The organism is Parabacteroides sp. KHUB-02 (assembly GCF_056640955.1).
In genome coordinates this window covers 420,210-440,349 of sequence record NZ_JBWQEV010000002.1, presented here as the reverse complement: position 1 = coordinate 440,349, position 20,140 = coordinate 420,210, and the positions used below count along the sequence as shown (strand labels likewise).

Below are 20,140 nucleotides of genomic sequence, written 5' to 3'. Positions count from 1 at the left end.
GCAGAATTAAATCCTATGATATCATAAAAAACAATACCAGAGAGTAATGTGATCACAAAAAGATAATAAAAATATTTATTAGTGAATTCTTGTAATGTCATAATGATGTTATAATCCTTTCAAGTTTGCAAATATACAATTTTTTTTTCAAAATGAAGTCTAAATAACTGATAATTGTAATTGTAAGCTAGTTAAAGTGCTGTTTTCACGGATGTAGAAATGTATTGGATGTTTGCATTTCGAATTTATGTATCATAGCTATGATCTCTCAGTCTGAACTTTCAAGAAGTTACTTGGTATGATAAGAGAGCCTGTGAAATTGAATTAAACAGTTTGATCGGATTCTATCTATAATAAGCTGTCAAAAAGGACAATGTAGTTTGTCCCTTTGACAACTTTAAATATTTTTGATTAGGCCTTCTCAAAAACTTACGTTCTTAGTGGATATTGTCCTCTTTCATACAGGTTGCTATTTCTGTTTGTAAAAGATTTCTTGTGAAACTTGGAACTTTCAACTAAGTTTTTATTTAGCAATCCAACTTCCATTAATACGTATCCATAAAGTTGGAGTGCCATTTCCCATATTATAGATGATGTCACCATCAGTCCAAGTACCTACAATAGGATAAGAGGTGCTTCTGCAAATAATATTGTCTCCTAAGAACTGTATTGCTCCATTCGGGATAACCCCAACTTGCTTTTCTTGATTTCCAGTTTTCCACTCAAATCCACATATTGAATTTCCATTGTCATACAGGTGCTTACAGCCACATAAAGGAACATCGCAGTATTCAAAGCTACTACTAGTTCCTTTTGTCCTAAAAATACGTATAAATGTGTGGTATCCAAAAGTATCACCTCCGAAAAGAGTAATTAGAACTCCAAATTTGGATATATTCTCAACAGTAAATGTGGAAGATATTGGGGTTGTTAACTTTCTGGTTTTATCCCAAACTATATTTGCGGTATAAGAATAGGTGCCAGGATCTTTGTGCCAATCAACATGGCTATTGGTTGCACCACTCATTGTTAAGTTCTTGGTGGATATAGCATGATCTTGGATTACGCTAAAGCCAGTCGTTAAGGCTCCTCTGTTTGAAAGTAAATAACTGTGATTATTAAATTTATCAATAGGGGATGATGACACATCATTATTACATATTTCCATTCCATATGGAGCGGATCTATTTATCCAATCTCTTTCTACCCAATGCCTGAAAGAATTTTTTATACTGATATTTACTTTTCCATCTGTTTGTAAATCATATCTTTTTATGTTCCTCGGTTGTGTTTTATTTTCATCTTCATATTCATTTTCATAATAAGCAAAAACTATGTTTTCTAAAGATATGTTAGAAATATCATAATTATTAGCAGTTGGATCTTGTATGTTAATACTAGGTACAGCACCTTTTTCAAAATAGCAACTTGATATTATGGCTGAACTACACATTATTTGTAATTGAGTTTCTTTTCCTTCACAATGATTTGCTTGAAAAATTACTCCTTTGGAATTCTTTATAAGAATATTGGCATTTATTATATTGTCACATATCTCTGCTCCTAAACTCTGATTCAAAGCCAATCCCCCTAAGAAATGTTGAATATTATTTGTGTCAATCCATTTGCCATTTGGTTGTATCATATTATATTTAAATAAAAGAGCATCTCCCATGCCTTGTAAATCAAAAGCATATAGATCTTGAGTATGTGTGACATATTCTGTACTAAAATGACAATGAGTAATGGATTTTCCATCGGAATAATTCTGATGTGTTGATGCTACGGCTTGAACAAATCCTTTCCATCGACAATATTGTATATTTATACAACCTGCAAATAAGACACCGCGTAAATTCTTAATGCTAGAATTAAGATTACAGAAGTAAATATCACTTATCTCTGTATGATACTCAGTATAAGCATATTCCCATGTCCCATTTTCAGGACTGTCTCCACTTACATTTACTTTTACTAAGAAATTACCGGAAAAACTTAATCCACTATTAGGTCTTGGAGATATAATAGTACCTTGATTTAGATAATCATTTTGACTTATATTTTTTGTGTCTTTATATGTATATGCTTTTTCACCTCGTAGGATTATCCCTACTTTAACGTTAATAGTTTTATTTATGTAATATTGACCTCTGGGTAAGAAGACTTCTCCGACCCTTTTAAATTGTATCGCTTTATTGATGGCATCTGAAGAATCTGTATTTTCGTCATTGTTCTTGGCTCCAAACCATTGTGGGTAAGCTCTATCCATAATCCAAGAACCATCCAATTGTATTTCCTTTTCAAAAATTAGGCTGATAGGTGCGATTATATGTGTATTGTTACCTTTTAATGTTCTTGTGATATTGGAGACATTGCTTGCTATTTTACCTCCAGCAAAAATAAGTGTAATATTTTCGGACAATGTAATATTGCCTGTCAATGATTTTGTTGTTGTAATTACATACGTTTGATTGGGACTGAACGAGCTAGGATTAAATTCTGGCCAACTATTGTTCACTGCTGTTAGAATAGATTTAGTAGACATAATCGTTGATTTTTAAATTTATATTAATGCATAAATATAGTATTATTTAAATTCAAAATTAGATATACTTGGTTAATAATATGCAATTCTGGTTTTTATTCTTTTTATCTATTGGAGGAATAAAAAAGTTTTGCAAGCGACATATATGTATAAAATCTTTTTTAAGTTGTTCGGATAAATAGTGAAGAGGTCTTTCCCTTAGGTAGATTATATATGATGCGAGATCCATGGCACGAGAAGAACTGTGAAATCCATATCATAGGAGGTTGCTAGGATGGGTAGCAAATCTACTGGAATAAGGCTTGGCAAGCGAATAACTAATCACTTCCCAACTGGTACGCTTACGACTACCCTCAGCCGTAAGCTTGTGGCTTGACAAACCGTAAGTTGTTCACTTGATAAGCCATGAGCCGATTGTTTGAGCTTCTTGTATTAGATTAATAATCAGTGTGTCTTGTGCATATGTATATGTATTGATAGGGCTAAAAAGAACGCATATTTGGCTCTGTCAATCGTTTTTCTATTTTGTAGTTGATCTGTTGGAAGATTGTCGGTGCGCTAATCTTCTCGATAATGCGGTAAATAATCCTTAAAAAACTTTACTAGGCACATATAGTAGTGCCTAGCGATAGTTGTATTTTAAATATGTGAAATGTAAGAATCCTTAAAAAGTTGAAATCGCTGTACTCCCCATATTCTGAAAGAAATCAAAAGCGTTTCGGAGAAGACAACTATGATCGCTACGGTTGTTGGTATAAGAGCATTACAGAAATACAAGATAATTAATCCAGTTATATGCATTACGGAAGTGAAAACAACTGTCCAGTTCGTAAATAATGGGTGCCCCATGGCTGCAAGGAATGGGTATCCGAGAAGCATTGATGGTATAGTGACAAAACAAGCGCATATAAGAATTCGGAATACCTCAAGAATGTTTGGATTTGCGGTTCCATAGACAATTTGAAGTACATAAGCTGATAATAGAAGTGCTGCTGTTACACAAAACAAATTGGCAAATGTGATACGGTAGAATATCCTTTTGAAAAAAACGACATCACGACTTTTCGCTATATGCGGGAATAATATGCCCGTGAATGGGGATAATAGCTGATTGTATGCTTGGTATAACTTTTCTGCCGCTGAATAATATCCTACTGCCGTATTTCCACAAATAAGGCCTAAAAGGAATGAATTGCTAGTTGTAAATAAAGAGGTAGAAGCCCTCGATAGAAAATAGGTAGAGCTGTCTTTTAAGGAACTTCGGATCTGATTGATGGGAGTGATATACCATCTCATTCCCATTTTAAAATATACGATAAATAAGCTTACGATTCCAGCTAATATGAATCCAACACTATAACATACGGGTACATATATATAATCTTCAGGTTCTCGTATGAAAATGAAAAATGGTATGAAGCTTAAAGATTTTGCCACAATATTAAAAACTGTGATGTATTTCATGTTCTCCATGCCCTGAAAGAACCACATAGGAAACATGACATTTCCCATGATAATGCCAAAATAGAAGAGATAGAATGTTGATTCCATTTTGAATTTATCAAAACATGAGATCAAAATTAATAATATAGCTAAACTAATTCCACATAGGATAAAACGCCCGATCATGGCGCTATTTAAATAAGAGTTTATTTTTTGTAGATCGTTCCTGTGCTCAGATATGAACTTTGTAGCAGAGAGGTTAAATCCGAAATCGGTGAACATCACAAAGTACTGCATCAATGAGTAACCGAAAGTGACTAATCCCCATCTTTCTACTCCCAATACCCTGAATAGAAATGGAAAAGATAATAGCGGTAATAAATAATTCACTCCTTGGAGCAATGCCAAGGAGATGAAATTTATAACCATAGGGTTCTTAAGTTTCTTTCTTATTTCCATATAATATATTGGATTTCTTATTCATTCAATGATTTTAATGCTTCTGTTAGCTTATCATTGTCCTCCTTGTTTCGGATAGCGATTCGGATATATTGTTTTCCTTCGAACCCGGCTTTTGTTCCACAATTTTTTATCAAAATATTATTTCTCGACAATAAAAAGCTACAAAGTTCCTCCGATGTGTAAGTATCGGTTACTTCACATAAGAAATAATTTGCGGCGGAAGGAATAACCCTAAGATATGAGACTGCCTGTAGATTCTGGAAGAAACGCTCTCTTTCGTTTAAGAATTTATGGCAGGCTTTGTCGTAGTCATCACTGTATTTCACGAAAATCTGCATATAAAATTCAGCGAAGGAGTTGATGTTCCAAATCGATATGTCTTTTTTCAACGCTTTTATGAGATCTTTGTTTCCCGACGCTAAGAAACCTAATCGTAATCCGGGAACGCCGTATGACTTTGATATGCTCTTAATGACAATCAAATGTGGATATTTGTTTAAAAGCTCTTTATCTAACAGGGAAAGTTTATTTTCAGGATTTGCGAAATCAAGGAAAGATTCATCTATGATTAAACGAATCCCTTTTCGTTCGGACCATTCGACTAGCGCAAATATCTCATTTTTAGATAATAAATTTCCTGATGGGTTATCAGGGTTAATTATCAAAAGTTGCTCAATCGGTTTGTTATCAAAGAAAGATATAATGTCTAAAGCAGTATAAGAGAAGTCTCGGTTGCTGGGAGTATAATACACCAGCTGCTTAGGGGCCAAACGGTTCGGGTATTCCTCGAATGTTGGTAATATAACTCCTGTGGTATACTTAGAGGTCATACGCATATAACCACTGATTAACTCGGCCGCTCCGTTTCCTACGATGATTTGTTCGGAGGATATTCCCGCATAACGGGCGGCTAGTTGAGCGTTTTCTTGCATACCAGAAGGATATTCGGTGAGGAGAGTATCGAAATTAGCTTTCATTTCTTCCTTCAATCGGGTATTTGGGAAATAAGGGTTGACGAGATAGCAGAAATCCAATAACATAGGGAAACGCCAGTATCCACCATAACGTTTGCCGTATAAAGATAAAGCTTGCTTGCCTTCCGAAAATAAGGCTTCCGCATTATTTAAGTCCTGTTGGTCATCTATCTCATACCATTTTTCGGTTGTAATCGTCAAGGCCTTTAAATCCGGTCTGTCTAATAAGGATATTACCTTTAGAACTTGTTCGTAGTATTCATTATTACCGAGGGCTTTACAATAAGCTTCCAAGAACGGAATATACTTATTAGTGGAAAATTCCTTACTGAATTTATATATATTTACGGTCTTGTAATAAGACTCCTTTTGGCAAAATTGAAACGCTTTCTTTGAGATGAAGTTCAATATATTGTTATCCTCATCCAGCCGTACGACGGTACCATCCATCCAACTTTGGTATTTGGCAACTACTACCAAATTTGGATAGGGATGGTTTATCAATTTGCTGAGAATGGAGTTCTCAAAAATTAGATCGGATTCAAGTAGAATTGTCTCGTCCTCCACCAGATAGTTTTTAGCGAGATATAGCGAGTATATATTATTTGTTTTATCATATACATTGTTCTCTACATAAAGAACAGGAGTGTTGTTTATCTTATCTCCGATAAGCTCACGTACCTTTTCCCCTTTATAACCTATCACGATAATTATACGTTTCAGGGATAGAGCTTCCAGTTGTTTAAGCATACGTTCGATTAAGGTTTGATTATGTACCTTAATCATGCATTTTGTGTTGTTTTTTGTCAACTCTTTAAGGCGTTTGCCCATGCCTGCCGCTAATATGATCGCTTGCATATCTTATTCTTTTTTAATTGTATAAACAAATACCCCTGTCGATTTTACTGTCAAAATATCAATTTGACTGTACATAATCGAGAAGGGGTTGTCATCTATAAGATGATTCTATTATCTAAAACGCTGCATATAATGTAAACCGATATCATATCCAGAATTTTGATACCTCTCTTTCTATCTTAATCTCTGGAGATTGCGCAGATAAACTATCATAAATTTTACTTGCGAATAGAATATCATGTAGACCAAGACCTATATTGTAACTTAATATCCGTTCATGGTCATTTTCTCTGCCAGCCGTTCTACCTGATAAAACGTCTTCTAGCTCGGCATATTGTTTGAATTGGGAAAAATAACGGAACCCCTTCACATGATCGGTATCATCGCCATATACCTTGTCGAAAAAGAGATCGCAATTTTGAAATCCTCTCGTATGTATCGGCACGACTAGGCATCCTTCTTTAAATAGGTCATTTTTCGGACAGATCAAGGTGCTTGCGTCTGTTATACAACTGATAATAACATCTGAGTTGGATATGAGATTCTCTATATTGTCTATGATCGAGAATGTAACATTGGGATAAGCCCCGAATCTCTCTATAAAGGAATCCGCTTGATCCTTATATTTTAATAGCTGAACTGTATGATGCGTATTTTTTTGGCTATCAAGTAAACATAACATAGTTGCTCTAGCTGTATTTCCTAAGCCGATGAAACTGTAAGTAGTGGCATCGGTCGCTTTTAATGTTTGGATAGCGAGAGTGGCGACAGCTCCTGTACGCATAGCGGTTATCCAATCTCCACCCAATAGGGCTAATAGTTCTCCCGTATTGGAATCATAGAGTAGGATATCGCTTCCTAAAGCAGGTATGCCACCTACAATACGATGAACCACCTTGATTCCAAACCTAGAGAATTCTTGGGGTAAGAGGCAGGGCATGGAAGTGAAAAAGTCATTACCTTGGGGGTGTACACTTATTTTTGCGGGTAATTGAGCCTTGTTTTTTATAGAGAAACTTTCTTTCGCCCAATCTACACAGGTCGCAGGCGTAATTCCTAAATCCTTAATCTGATTTTCAGAGATAATTTTCATATTGACTTCCTTTTTTAGTTCATGCTTATGCCAAAAAAGCTTCCAAAGTTATGTATAATTCTTGAAATAGTCTTACTTTTGTATCTCTTTTAAATGCACTATAAACATAAGTAATAGATATATATGAAAATAGCGATTGTAGGTACAGGCTATGTCGGGCTGGTAACGGGTACTTGTTTTGCGGAAATGGGGACTGAGGTCTTTTGTGTGGACGTGGATAAGGTAAAGATTGAGAATCTAAAGAAAGGCATAGTTCCTATCTATGAACCGGGGCTAGACGATATGGTGGCACGCAATTCCCAAGCTGGTCGTCTTCATTTTATGACTGATTTAAAAGAATGTTTGAATGAGGTCGAGGTACTGTTTTGTGCGGTTGGTACACCTCCCGATGAGGATGGTAGCGCAGACTTGAAGTATGTGCTTGAGGTTGCCCGTACGGTAGGACGCTATATGAATAAATATATCTTGGTTGTTACGAAAAGTACGGTTCCGGTAGGCACTGCCCAGAAAATCAAGAAAGCGATCAAGGAGGAACAAGCCTTGCGAGATGTGAGTATTGAATTTGATATCGCTTCTAATCCTGAATTCTTGAAAGAAGGTGCGGCTATCAAGGATTTTATGAGTCCAGACCGGGTTGTTGTTGGGGTTGAGTCTGATCGTGCTCAGAAGTTGATGGCGAAATTGTATCGTCCTTTTTTGTTAAATAATTTCCGTGTAATCTTCATGGATGTGCCATCTGCGGAGATGACAAAATATGCGGCGAACGCTATGTTGGCTACTCGCATCAGTTTTATGAATGATATTGCCAATTTGTGTGAGATAGTTGGGGCGGATGTTAATATGGTACGTAAAGGAATCGGTACGGATGCCCGTATAGGTAGTCGTTTCTTATATGCGGGTTGTGGATACGGTGGGTCTTGTTTTCCTAAAGACGTTAAGGCGCTTGTGAAGACCGCAGCCAACAGTGGTTACCAAATGCGTATTCTAGAAGCGGTGGAAGCCGTAAACGAGGAGCAGAAATCGATATTGTTCCGTAAATTAATGAAACATTTTAGAGGAGATATACAAGGTAAACGAATTGCTTTATGGGGATTAGCATTTAAGCCGGAAACGGATGATATGCGAGAGGCTCCTTCGCTAGTCTTAATCAAAAAGTTGAAAGAAGCTGGATGTGTAGTTTCCGCCTATGATCCGGTTGCAATGCCCGAGGCTCAAAGACGTTTACCTGTGGGGGTGATTTCATATGGCAAAGATATTTATGAGACCGTGATAGATGCAAACGCTCTGTTGCTTGTTACGGAATGGAAAGAGTTTCGTATGCCCTCTTGGTCTGTTATCAAGAAATTGATGTCCACGCCTTTAATTTTAGACGGACGTAATATTTATGACAAGACAGAGTTAGAGGAAGCCGGCTTTATCTATCATTGTATAGGTCGGTAAATTTTAATTATACGAGATTGTATGAATCTCCGGATAGTTACGATCATTAGAAGGTTTATAGGCACCGAAATAGGTGATGTAAATCTTCTTTTCTTTTGTATCTACGGCATAGATACAAAAACTGTTACTTGATAGGCTATCTTCTTCACGTATGACCCTGTTGTATACCACGCCTTTTTCACTTGGAGCTTGATTGGTACAAAGGATCATTTTTTGTGGAACGAGTTCCGCACTTTCGTTTTCTAATCCAGTCACGTCAAAATAGGCGTTGCAGTGGATATGTCCACCTAGATAGCAGATAAATTCTCCTTTACTATCGCTGAAATCAGCCTTGATATTGATGGGTTCTAGGTTGAATTGATTTGGATATACTTTCTCTAATGAGGAGCGAGTACGAAAAGCTTCGATGATTTCGGGGATCATATTCCACGAATGAACGTAATCCCCATCACATAAATAGGTATTATAATTCGCATTATAAGGTTGAAAAGGAAAATGAGTTAGAATAATGATGCTATGATGATTAGTCATTTGTTCTTTTAAAGCTATATTAATTAGCCAGCTAATTTGTTGTTGGGAAAAATAGGCATAAGTTAAAGTATTGTATTGAGAAGCAGGTTGATCCAACATGTCAAGGGCAATGAAGCGGATAGTACCTCCTTGAGGGTTTGGCAGATCTGAATAATAATAATTTTCGGAATGTTTGCGATTCTTTGAATAGTTATTGTTGGCAAATAATATTTCGTTGATCTCGTTCTTATATAAGAAAGTGCTGCCTATCTCTTCCTCGGAATTGCTGTCATGATTTCCTGTACAAATAAAAGTGGGAATATGGTTTTCATCATAAAGATGATGAATAAATGAACGCATACTTTCTTTCGCTTTCTTTTTCTTATCAAAGGAAATAAAATCACCTGTAGCGGTTATCGCATTGATTCGCAGTTCTTGTTGATTGGCGAATTGGATGGATTGTCGTAGATTTATAGGTAACTCGTAATTATTGCTCGGAGACCAAGAGGATAAATGAGAATCCGAAATATGGACGATCTTAAAACGTTCATAACTTCCACTATCTGTTTTATTGTACATGATTTTCGCTAGTCTCTGAGCTGCGAGCTTATTGTTTTCCCAATAAAAAGGTTCATTCTCTCCGCTACGCAAGTTGAGGTTTTTCCAATCATCTTTACAGCCTACTGATAAGATCAGCAGGATAAAAAGGGCATATATTTGTAAGGTCGTGTTATTCATAACCTATGTTGTATTAGAATAACGCGAATATAAAAAATATTTTGTTATTCCTTCATTCTAAACTCTTTTTTCAACGAACACCCACTACACCCGCTGCAAGGATCACTGGATTTCGGTTTCGTAAGCATTCGATAAACCTTATATGCGATATATCCGATAACCGAGATACCAATAACGCAAACTGCTATATCTTGCCACATACCTATAAATTTACCTCCTATATATAACTAAATAAAACATAGGAAAGTTCTTAGCTGAATAAACCCACAAAGAAATTCCCCGTTTGATAAACAATGAAAGAAACGATCCATGCTAGGACACAAGTATAAATGATAACGAATATACCCCATTTCCATGAGCCAGACTCGTTGACAATAGCCGATATAGTTGCTATGCACGGAAAATAAATCAAGACGAAAAGCATTAAGCTAATCGCTATGAGCGGTGTGAATACCAAATTACCTTCTGCGTTACGGTCTTGCTTCAAACGCTCCGACAGGGCTTGGCTGTCATCATCGGCATTCCCCGTGTATAATACGCTTAACGTGCTGACAACAACTTCTTTCGCCGCCATACCGGTAAGTAGGCTTACACTCATTTTCCAATCGAATCCTAAAGGAGCCAAGATCGGTTGAATCGTCTGGCCGATACGCCCGATATACGAATTTTGTTGGTGGTCGATTGCCTTCAAGCGTTCTAACTCCTCTATCTTATCTGTTTTTTCTTGAGAATCCAACTCCGTATTTTCGATCTCCGCTATCTGGCGATCAAACTGATCTCCGCTCTCCGAATGTCTGGGGAAATACCCAAGGAACCAGATGATGATAGAAGCGACCAAGATGATACCTCCCATCTTGTGCAAGTATTGTTTCGCTTTCTCCCACATATGGATCATGATGGATTTGCCGGTAGGCATCCGATAGGGGGGGAGTTCCATTACGAAAGGAACATCCTCCTCGTTAAACAGGAAGCGTTTGAAAAGACGGGCCATGATAACTGCCAGCAAGATTCCGGATACATATAAAGCTAATAACACAAAGCTGGCGTTCTTCGGGAAAAACGCCCCGGTCAGCAATACATAAACCGGCAGGCGGGCGCTACAGCTCATCAACGGATTTACCAACATCGTTATCATCCGGCTATTACGGCTCTCTATCGTACGGGAGGCCATGATAGCAGGAACATTACAACCGAATCCCATCACTAAAGGGATGAACGACTTTCCATGCAGTCCCATCTTATGCATGATCTTATCCATGATAAAAGCCGCACGTGCCATATATCCGGAGTCTTCCATGAACGATATGAACATATACAGAATCAAGATATTCGGCAGGAACACGATAACACCTCCCACGCCACCGATGATACCATCCACGAGAAGATCCTTCAAAGGTCCTTCCGACATATGGCTGCGCACGAAATTACCGATCACCTCGACCAATGCCTCTATCCATTCCATCGGATAGCCTCCCAAACGGAAAGTGGCCTCGAACATGATCCACATGAATAGGATAAAGATAGGGAAGCCTAAGACTTTATGCGTGACGAATAGATCGATGATCTGCGTACTCGTTGCCTCTTTGATCGTATTTTGTTCGTAAGTCTCACGCAACGCTCCGGAAATAAAGCCATAGCGTGCGTTCGTGAATGCGGTCTCACAATCCTCTTGCAATAACTTTTCTATTAGGGCTGTATTACGGTCTCTTTCTTGGAAGATCGTTTCGGCACCGGGCAGCGTTTTTATAAATGTCTCTATCTCCCGGTCTCCCTCTAATAGCTTGATAGATAGATAGCGCTTTGACAAGCTTTTGGGTATATCCACGCTATTTTTCAAGGTCTTCCTAACGTTGCTGATCCCTTTCTCTAAAGACTCTCCGTAATTAATATGGATATGACGGATGACAGGATCTTCTTCTTCGTATACCTTGATTACACGGTTAAACAAATCCTCTATGCCAAAGCCTGTTTTACTTACGGTTGGGATAATCGGTGCCCCGATCATTTTCGCTAAGGACTCATGATCGAATTTATTACCATGGCGTTCCAGCTCATCATACATGTTTAAGGCGATTACCATGCGAACGTCCATATCGATCAGTTGGGCGGTCAAATATAGGTTTCGCTCCAGATTGGATGCGTCGATAACATTGATCACCACGTCCGGTTGCTCTTCATTCAAATGCTTGCGCACGTATAATTCTTCCGGCGTGTAAGCGGATAGGGAGTAAGTACCCGGTAAATCCACGATGCGGAATGTATAGCCATTCTGTTGGAAGGTTCCTTCCTTGGCATCTACGGTCACGCCGCTATAGTTACCCACATGCTCATGTGCTCCGGACGCGAAATTGAAAAGAGAGGTCTTTCCGCAGTTCGGATTACCAACCAAGGCTACGTTAATTGTTTTTCCTTTATGTAATGCGATGGCTTGCAATTCATTGCCGGAAGGCAGGATAAAAGAGTCTGCGCTCCTCTTCGTATCTTGTACCGAGGTAGCTTGTTCCTTCTCGAAATCCGCCGCGCTAACGACTTCGATCAATACGGCGTCCGAGCGTCGCAATGAGACATCATATCCCATTACACGATAGTGAATAGGGTCTTTGAGCGGAGCGTTTTGTATAACGATCACTTCTTTCCCTCTGATAAATCCCATCTCGATAATGCGTTTGCGGAAAGCTCCGCGACCCATTACCTTTACTATAACACCTTTATCGCCTGTGCGAAGTTCTGATAATCTCATGTCCTATTAAATGTTACGCAAAGGTAGCTTGAAAACTTCGTACCACCAATACCAACTAATAGGTATTTTTTTATTTCCATGGGTTGTTTTTCGAGTATTTTATGTATGTTTGTGCCACAAATTTCAACTTTAGACAAATGAAACTACGAATTACTTTGTTCGCTACCTTATTGGTTCTTCTGTCTGCTTATTTTACAGGCTGTAAAAAAGAATTGAAGGATTTCTCTTTTAGTTATAGTATGGAAAGTGTAGATAACTACAAACTAATGGTTCTGTTTGATAGTGACAAGACATTCCGTATCGAGGAGTATAATTATTATATGGATAATTTCGCCAAGAAACGAGATCCTAAAATTATGGAGGGGACATTGACTGACGAGGAGTTCGCTTCTTTAAAACCGATTCTGCAAAAATGTAATTTCTTTAAGATGAAAGACTCTTATGGCTTTGAGGAGGAGACGAACCGGGATTTAGGGGATATCATGTATCAGGTTTCATTTACCACGGAAGGTAAGGAGAAATTTATCTCTATCCGTAATAGCGATACCGGACAATTTTCCGCTTCTTTCGTGAAGTTGATCGGTTTTATCAATACATTCTTGAATAATCATAAGAATGACTAAACGCTTTTAGCCGGAGATGGAGAATAAACGAAACCGGGTTCTATTGTGCTTAGGCTCTAATTGGGATAAAGAGAAAAATATGGAGCGCGCGGCGGAGATGCTGCGTGCTCATTTTGTTTTTATACAGTTTTCTCAGCCAGTTTATACGGAACCGATCGATTGTCCATTATCAACTACATTTTTGAATCGAGTGGCTGTTTTGTATAGCGAGGAGAGTCCGGCGCGAATAAAGGATGTCTTGAAAGATATAGAATGCTGCATCGGCCGTAAGCCGGAAGATAAATCTTGTGGGCATGTGCCGATAGATATTGATTTATTGCAGTGGAACGACCAAATCTTGAAAGCTGAGGACTTGACCCGTGAATATGTTCTAGATGGCATCTGCTCGCTCCTTGCCGCAGGAGAGAATGATGAATGGTGCCAATAGAAAACCAAAGGAGCCGCTGTTGCGGATCAATGCGTTGATACCTTTGCATATCAAGGAAAGAACTGGGTTGTTTCGGTCTGCGTTATAAAATCCTTTCTCTACTTTAAGCTTGAACTGGTAGGGTGCCAATAAGTCTTCATAAGTCTGTATGGGAAGGATTCGTTCGGCCCAATTACCTGTAGCCGGGTCGCAAGTATTGTATGGGTCTTCCGGGCTTGGTAAACTCTTTTTCTCGATCGCTTTTTGGATATCGGGATAGGTCAAGCCTCTAGTCTTCCGGGCCCATGTCTCTACTTCTTTTGGGGAGAAAGCCGGGCAAAGTTTCGTTATGAATTGCTCTCGTAATGTATAATAGTTGGGGGATTCCAAAGATCCACTTTCGCATCCGACCATCATCTTATGTAACCGTTGTTGGACATACGGGTTGAATGGTGTAGAGGCTGTCGTGAATAGTAGATACATGGAATCGTTTATATGGATTAAATCCTTGAAGAACAAAGATAAATCATAGACATGCTCTATCAGGTCCGTAGCGATTAAAAGTTGGGGGTAGACTTTGTTCCTTGCGCACCAGTCCGCAAGAACATCTGAATCTCCATGGAGTATGATATCGGGGCCTACTCCTATTATTTGTTTCAATAGCTGGATCGTCTCCACGGAAGATGGGTTAAGATCAATATAAATAACTTGTCCTATTCCTATGGATTTCGCCAGAATACTAAGGAAGCCGGTTCCTCCTCCATAATCGATTAGCATGACATCGGAGATAGGGGTTTGTATCGCTTGAAGTCCTCTTTGTAGGCAATCTGCGTATATATGCATGAAATAGCTTAACGCCGGCTTTAAGTTGCCGATGTATCGCTTATTATAATCGCTGATCGGTAATTTATTATAGTCGATCGCTTTCAAACGTTCGGTTAATGTATGTAATAAATCACTTCTATTCTCTTTCATCATATATCATCTTGTATAAACGTATCCCCTGATCTTCATTAGAAAAAGCAGGGAACAATAATTGTTTTCGTTTATCTATCACCTCTTTATCTATAGGTAGGGCCATTAATTGTTCGCAAGCCCGTATCATCTCATCCGGCGTATCGGCGATATGGCATAAAGGATCTAATCCGCTACCCGCTAGCATGAGATGATTGACAATCGTATGCCTTCCGGCGAATAAGCTGTTCAAAAGCTTTAGTTTTAGGCCGGTATCTTGAAATGTGATTAGCATATGAATTTGTGCGTTGTGGATCAATGCGTCCATACGTTCCTTACTGGGATTTGCTTCTACTTTTATATGTGGGTAAGGAGCGGCTGCCTCTCGTATCAAACGGGTCGGGTTCATGCCCGCTATTATGCAGGTATGTTTTAATTGGCTGAAAACATGCTTGGTGAGAAATAACACGGCTCGTTCATTCTCGATAACGGATAACTTGCCATGATATAAAATATAATCGGATTTTCCCGGTTCGGCCGTAATCCGGTTATTCTCGTGGAAACAAGGAACGAACTCGATCCTTTGATTGGGAAATTGTTTTCGTAAATAGTCTGCGTCTGTCGTGGATACGGCGATTATCAGATTTGCGTACCGTGCTACTTTCTGATAGGCTTGGAAGCGCATGGCCTCGATCTTGAAAAAGGCATTGCGAACCAATCCTTTGCCAGACTTTGCCAAGTGGCGATAATAATCGTGCTCGATATTGCACTCCCGGAATATCTTCATCCGGTTTCTTAAACGGGGATCGTCCATATAATAGCAGGAGTGGAGGCCCTCAAATAAGATCGGGTAATCATTTTGTAAAAGATTCTCGATCAAGCGATGATCTTTACGGCTATATACATTGTAAGGGAGCCATGTTAAATTAGCGATTACCCCGGTACGGCGTTTATAATAGAAAACCTTGTCGCAAATGCTTTCTAATTCCGGTGCATGCGGACGTTCATATTCGAAACAATGTAATATGAGTTTCACGCCGCAAGCACGCAAGGCTTCCAGTTTATAATACACATCAATAACCCCTCCGTAATTGGCGGGATAAGGTATATTGAACGATACTATGTTGAGGTATTTATCCATCTGCTTAAATTTCCTCAAATATACGCGCAAATTGGCTAGCTTGTTCTTTCCGGGAATAATTCGATAGCTTATCCCGATTGACGGGCGAGGTCGTATATCCTTTTTCCTGCCATTCCTCATAGTAATGTTTCAAGAAATCGTACACCTCGTCTACCCGGGTTGCGGCCAGTCCGGAATGGGTCTCCTTGATGGCTTCGGCGAGGTAGGCCTCGTCACTTTGTACGCATAAGATGGGTTTTTCTACCGCAAGCGATTCAAAGAACTTAGTTGTCATGAAGCCTTTTGGACCAGACGTGTCAAACTTATTCGTCAAGGAAAGCAGCACCGAGCTTTTGTTCAAGATGAGGGGAATATCGGATGCCGGTACATACTCATGGTAATCCATGAAAGATTGCACCCCATGTCGTTCGGCCTCTTGGCGGATGATGGAGCGGGACTCTTGATCGGTATACCATACAACTCGAAAAGTTTCGGGGATAATGACCTTGTCCTCCGTAAGACGGGCGATGGCTGCAAATAATAACTCCGGATTTCGGATCGCTAAACTTAACAACCGTCCGGTATAGGTAATGATAAACCGGGAGGTCTTGATTTGTTGCGGATAGAACAACTCAGGATCGAATCCATTATAAATCAGTCTTACGTTGGGATTATATTGTTTGAGTACCTCCACATGCCAAGGCGATACGGTCGTGACACAATCCGCTACCTCCAAAGCGTTATTTCGCTTTCTAAGTAACCGTTTGCGAAATCGCTTTGTGATGAATGCGTCTAACCATGAAAATGTATGGAATTTATGCGATATATATTCGTTGGAGGCGTATTGCTCGATAATATCTCGTAAATCCACGACGAAAGGGAGGTTGGTATGGATCGCTAACGTCTTGGCGGCGGTTAAAGGAAAGGTGCGGTATGTGCTACACAATATCCCCTTGTATTGGTTGGTCTTTATTAAGGGGATGCATGCGTTGATTATTCTCATGTCTTTATAACCAAACAAGATGTCTAGAAACATGACCCACATCCATTCGATATGCTTTGAGATCTTTCCTGATGCTTTGTAGTAGCGGACGCAATACACGTCCGCATACCCCGTAAGGAATTCGAATGTATTGTCTTCTATGTATTCTGTCACTACGGTAACTTCCCATCCCATGCGTGTCAAATATTTGCATAGATATCCCATTCTGGGGGCGAAAGCGGGTGGGAACATATCACATATGATAAGAAGTTTATTCATGGATTCAATCAGTGTTATAAGAATAGACGAACGACTTCAAACGCTTCCGCATAGGTACATCCCGCTTGGACACCCCGTGCTCTCGCTAATGAATAGATAAAGTCCTTGGATAGATAATCTCTCGCTCCTTGCGATTTATAGGCTTTCAATGATTCTACCTTTGCGTCGATATGGCGCTCTTCCAGCCTTACAAAACATTGTGTATTGAATGTCAGGTTGTTCCAGATTAACTCATAACCTAATATATTCGTGTTTTTGAACGCCCGTAGACCCTCTTGGGCGATCGTCGTATGATCTTGGTGGATGTCGTGCAAGCTAGGGATGAAGACTAGGTCAAAATCGGATACTTTTTTCAGGCGTATTAACTCCTCTAATATCTCTTGTCTTGCGTATCCCAGTTTTCTTACTTCGTAATTGTATATGATTAGGTTTTCCGGTTCTATACCTAAGGTCTGGGTCGCTTGCTTGACCTCTGTCTTCAAGATATCTTTCGGAAAACCCTCGGGAACCGATTGCTGTGCGGTGGAGAAAGCCACATAGGTCACTTTTTTACCATCTTCTATCAGGCGTGAGATAGTTCCCCCCAACCCAAGTTCCCCATCATCCGTATGAGGGGCGAGGACTAAAATATTTTTACAATTAGTAATCATTCTTTCTGATTTATTTGAATACAGGGATTTTATTGTTTTCACTGCTTCGCTAATTCTTTTAATAGCTGGGCGTATAATTTACGTAAATAACTTCCGGACCCTTCTTGTACGGAGTCATTATGCCATAGTAAAACCAATTCACCTCCTACATTATTTACTTGTTCCACTAAATTCCGGCAATAGGTTAAAGCCCTGTCAAAATCCAGTCCCATATATTTCTCCTCCTCTAGGGTACAATCCATTATAATAAGCGGATGTAGTCGGAGAGGAGATAGCCGGCGGGTGATCGGATTGATCCAACGAACCGGGTAGCAAGTCCCTAACCGGAATCCGGAGACATCGGCGTACCCCATGGTGAAATCGTCCGTAACCCCAGCAGCCTCTATTTGGTCCATATCTTCCGGTTCCCGGATTGCCAAGAAATGATGACGGTTGAACCGAACATTTTTACCGATATGATCTTCCAGACCGGTTTTCTCTTTCCGGATAAGGCTGGGAGTCGTACCCGCTTGGTAGCTACTATGCAAACCAATAGTTACATTATGCTCTAAAGCACTTTTTATCAATTTACGAATATCTTTATTCCTCAAATCGTAATGAGGTTTGTCGTGCTTGGCTTTCCCCCCGTTCCGGATAAATAGGATAGGGTGACATTGTTCCTTCCCGATCAAGTCCTGAAGGATACTATTCTGGCGGAAAAACCAAGGGAAGGTATAAAACGGGTCTTTCTCAAGGGAACCGAATTTACCTTGAAAGGATTTATATAAACCTCTTCTATCTCTAATAGACCGTATCAAACCTTTCCACGAACGATATAGAGTCGGAGAATCTACGTCGTGCGTGAGGTAGATCTTCCGGATTTGCTTTTTTACCTCGGGTACACGTAACCGGGATTGGCGCAGCCAACGATGAAGCAGCATGCGATATTCATCCACGATCGGACGATGCAGGAAACCGGCCCGGTAGGGTAAGGACTCTTTACCGGGAAATCTTCCATGCTCATCCCGAAGTCCACGCCGTACCATCTCCTCGTATCTGGAAATGAGAAAATAAGTACTTGCGATGATATCGGCATGAACCACCCATGTATCTCTTATCCATTCCTCTTTCGGCGAGCCGAATAACAAGGGGATACCTTGAACCTCTTGCAAGGGGAGTTCCGGTAAGGAAGCGGGAGTCCCGTATGTTTGTCCATCAAAGAAGCCGGATGGAATAATAACGACGTTATATCGGTCGAATTTATTGGGATCAGCCGTGTACCCGATCGTTTCCACCAGTTCGCTAGGGACATCATCTCCTACAAGAAAACGTATTATATAATGTAAAGTGCGATTTTTCATACCCATTTGCTTAGTTTAATGCGTGCTCTGTCTAATAAACTCAATTTCCCCCTAGATATTGTGAAAAATGGGGTTTGGATAGCTCCGAACTCGCGGAAGAAACGTTCTACTCCGGGTAGCATAGACCCTTCGAAATCAAATACCGTCGTAAATTGAGAAACGAAATGAAGACATTCCCACAGGACGTAGCTTTGCGCTCCGGAACCTCTATAGGCCGGATTTCCTCCTCCTGCGAGATAGTAAGCCGATCGATCTTGCCATACGATGAAAGCGGCCGCATGTAAATGGCCTTGCTCGTCATAACCTCCCCATAAATCACCTTGTCCTCTTTGCCGGCAAGTGGCGATCAAGTCTTTCAGTACATTCGTGTCTTCCTTGATTCGTACATGCTGGCGATCAAATGTTTGGGCTTGTACAGCTAGGAACTCATTCAAAGGAATCCCTTTTTTTACGGATATATGGTATTTATTCTGCGCTTTCGCAATATTTCGCCGGATATTGGGGCTCATATTCTCCCATACCGCTTGATGATCCCGGATATTTTTTAATAAATAGGTATAACGTGTCGTTTGGTTATATCCCGCCCAATAAAACGGAAGCCAATCCGTAATGTCATAATTGAAATTTTGCAGGAAGTGCGGATAGCGTTTTAGTTCTTCCGTGAATTGTTTGCATAGTTCTTGACGTCGTCCTAACTCGGTCGTATATTTCGTGTCGGAGGAACTTGCGGCGAACCAAGGGCCCATCGTTTGGGTGTAAGAAGGCATTGAGACAATATCGGAATGGGGGATGTAAAGGGGGAGGGTTGCCTGTATCCTTCCCTTTTGTTCTATAAGCAAGACATCCCATTTTTTTTCTCCGCAAACCGTATCCAACCACCAGTCATGTGAGAAGATCGGTATATTTTTTTCAGTATTGCAAAGTAAACGATATTTGTCTTTATTACTCATTACAATTTCGTATAGGGGCGGGGTTTGCCCGCC

The 20,140-nt window shown here is 39.7% G+C and carries 16 protein-coding genes; 3 read left to right on the top strand and 13 right to left on the bottom strand.

Annotated features, from left to right (window positions below):
• Window positions 1-523: 523 nt before the first annotated feature.
• The 4 genes from ACYIA1_RS22365 to ACYIA1_RS22350 form a co-directional block, all read right to left on the bottom strand.
• On the bottom strand, window positions 524-2,545 hold the full coding sequence (locus ACYIA1_RS22365) for a glycoside hydrolase family 55 protein (RefSeq protein WP_250788161.1): 2,022 nt from the start codon (window positions 2,543-2,545) through the stop codon (window positions 524-526).
• A gap of 639 nt (window positions 2,546-3,184) precedes the next feature.
• Window positions 3,185-4,447, bottom strand: a complete 1,263-nt coding sequence (locus tag ACYIA1_RS22360) for an oligosaccharide flippase family protein (RefSeq protein WP_250788162.1) — start codon at window positions 4,445-4,447, stop codon at window positions 3,185-3,187.
• 17 nt (window positions 4,448-4,464) lie between these two features.
• Entirely contained in the window at window positions 4,465-6,282 is a 1,818-nt protein-coding gene (locus tag ACYIA1_RS22355) for an aminotransferase class I/II-fold pyridoxal phosphate-dependent enzyme (RefSeq protein WP_250788163.1), read from the bottom strand.
• A gap of 145 nt (window positions 6,283-6,427) precedes the next feature.
• Window positions 6,428-7,375: an ornithine cyclodeaminase gene (locus tag ACYIA1_RS22350; protein ID WP_036629485.1), complete on the bottom strand. Its 948-nt coding sequence runs from the start codon at window positions 7,373-7,375 to the stop codon at window positions 6,428-6,430.
• A gap of 123 nt (window positions 7,376-7,498) precedes the next feature.
• Here ACYIA1_RS22350 and ACYIA1_RS22345 point away from each other — a divergent pair, with 123 nt between their 5' ends.
• The gene (locus ACYIA1_RS22345; protein ID WP_250788164.1) at window positions 7,499-8,815 is read left to right on the top strand and encodes a UDP-glucose dehydrogenase family protein; all 1,317 of its coding nucleotides are present in this window, start codon (window positions 7,499-7,501) and stop codon (window positions 8,813-8,815) included.
• A gap of 3 nt (window positions 8,816-8,818) precedes the next feature.
• On the opposite strand, the gene ACYIA1_RS22340 is transcribed toward ACYIA1_RS22345, so the two are convergent.
• The 3 genes from ACYIA1_RS22340 to feoB are packed head-to-tail and all read right to left on the bottom strand — an operon-like array spanning window position 8,819 to window position 12,803.
• Window positions 8,819-10,063, bottom strand: a complete 1,245-nt coding sequence (locus ACYIA1_RS22340; protein ID WP_250788165.1) for a metallophosphoesterase family protein — start codon at window positions 10,061-10,063, stop codon at window positions 8,819-8,821.
• A gap of 44 nt (window positions 10,064-10,107) precedes the next feature.
• Window positions 10,108-10,263: a FeoB-associated Cys-rich membrane protein gene (locus ACYIA1_RS22335; RefSeq protein WP_270616621.1), complete on the bottom strand. Its 156-nt coding sequence runs from the start codon at window positions 10,261-10,263 to the stop codon at window positions 10,108-10,110.
• Between the two features lie 50 nt (window positions 10,264-10,313).
• The gene (feoB, locus tag ACYIA1_RS22330) at window positions 10,314-12,803 is read right to left on the bottom strand and encodes a ferrous iron transport protein B (protein WP_480336417.1); all 2,490 of its coding nucleotides are present in this window, start codon (window positions 12,801-12,803) and stop codon (window positions 10,314-10,316) included.
• A 137-nt stretch (window positions 12,804-12,940) separates the two neighbouring features.
• On the opposite strand from feoB, the gene ACYIA1_RS22325 reads away from it, so the two are divergent.
• Entirely contained in the window at window positions 12,941-13,426 is a 486-nt protein-coding gene (locus ACYIA1_RS22325) for a hypothetical protein (protein WP_202194247.1), read from the top strand.
• A 16-nt stretch (window positions 13,427-13,442) separates the two neighbouring features.
• The gene (locus ACYIA1_RS22320; protein ID WP_121961291.1) at window positions 13,443-13,853 is read left to right on the top strand and encodes a 2-amino-4-hydroxy-6-hydroxymethyldihydropteridine diphosphokinase; all 411 of its coding nucleotides are present in this window, start codon (window positions 13,443-13,445) and stop codon (window positions 13,851-13,853) included.
• Here the strand turns inward: ACYIA1_RS22320 and ACYIA1_RS22315 are convergent.
• The 6 genes from ACYIA1_RS22315 to ACYIA1_RS22290 are packed head-to-tail and all read right to left on the bottom strand — an operon-like array spanning window position 13,797 to window position 20,107.
• Window positions 13,797-14,810: a class I SAM-dependent methyltransferase gene (locus tag ACYIA1_RS22315; RefSeq protein WP_413639623.1), complete on the bottom strand. Its 1,014-nt coding sequence runs from the start codon at window positions 14,808-14,810 to the stop codon at window positions 13,797-13,799. The two genes, ACYIA1_RS22320 and ACYIA1_RS22315, sit on opposite strands and share 57 nt — an antisense overlap.
• A complete protein-coding gene (locus ACYIA1_RS22310) occupies window positions 14,794-15,927 on the bottom strand; it encodes a glycosyltransferase family protein (protein WP_005868137.1) in 1,134 nt (377 codons plus the stop codon). The genes ACYIA1_RS22315 and ACYIA1_RS22310 overlap by 17 nt, the downstream gene beginning before the upstream one ends.
• Before the next feature lie 4 nt (window positions 15,928-15,931).
• The gene (locus ACYIA1_RS22305) at window positions 15,932-17,167 is read right to left on the bottom strand and encodes a glycosyltransferase (protein ID WP_005868138.1); all 1,236 of its coding nucleotides are present in this window, start codon (window positions 17,165-17,167) and stop codon (window positions 15,932-15,934) included.
• A 14-nt stretch (window positions 17,168-17,181) separates the two neighbouring features.
• Window positions 17,182-17,817, bottom strand: coding sequence for a PIG-L deacetylase family protein (locus ACYIA1_RS22300; RefSeq protein WP_005868139.1), 636 nt, complete (start codon window positions 17,815-17,817; stop codon window positions 17,182-17,184).
• A 38-nt stretch (window positions 17,818-17,855) separates the two neighbouring features.
• Window positions 17,856-19,163, bottom strand: a complete 1,308-nt coding sequence (gene vimE / locus ACYIA1_RS22295; RefSeq protein ID WP_008771839.1) for a UDP-2,3-diacetamido-2,3-dideoxy-alpha-D-glucuronate deacetylase VimE — start codon at window positions 19,161-19,163, stop codon at window positions 17,856-17,858.
• Window positions 19,154-20,107: a GNAT family N-acetyltransferase gene (locus tag ACYIA1_RS22290; RefSeq protein ID WP_009017847.1), complete on the bottom strand. Its 954-nt coding sequence runs from the start codon at window positions 20,105-20,107 to the stop codon at window positions 19,154-19,156. Before ACYIA1_RS22290 ends, vimE begins: the two co-directional genes overlap by 10 nt.
• Window positions 20,108-20,140 lie beyond the last annotated feature (33 nt).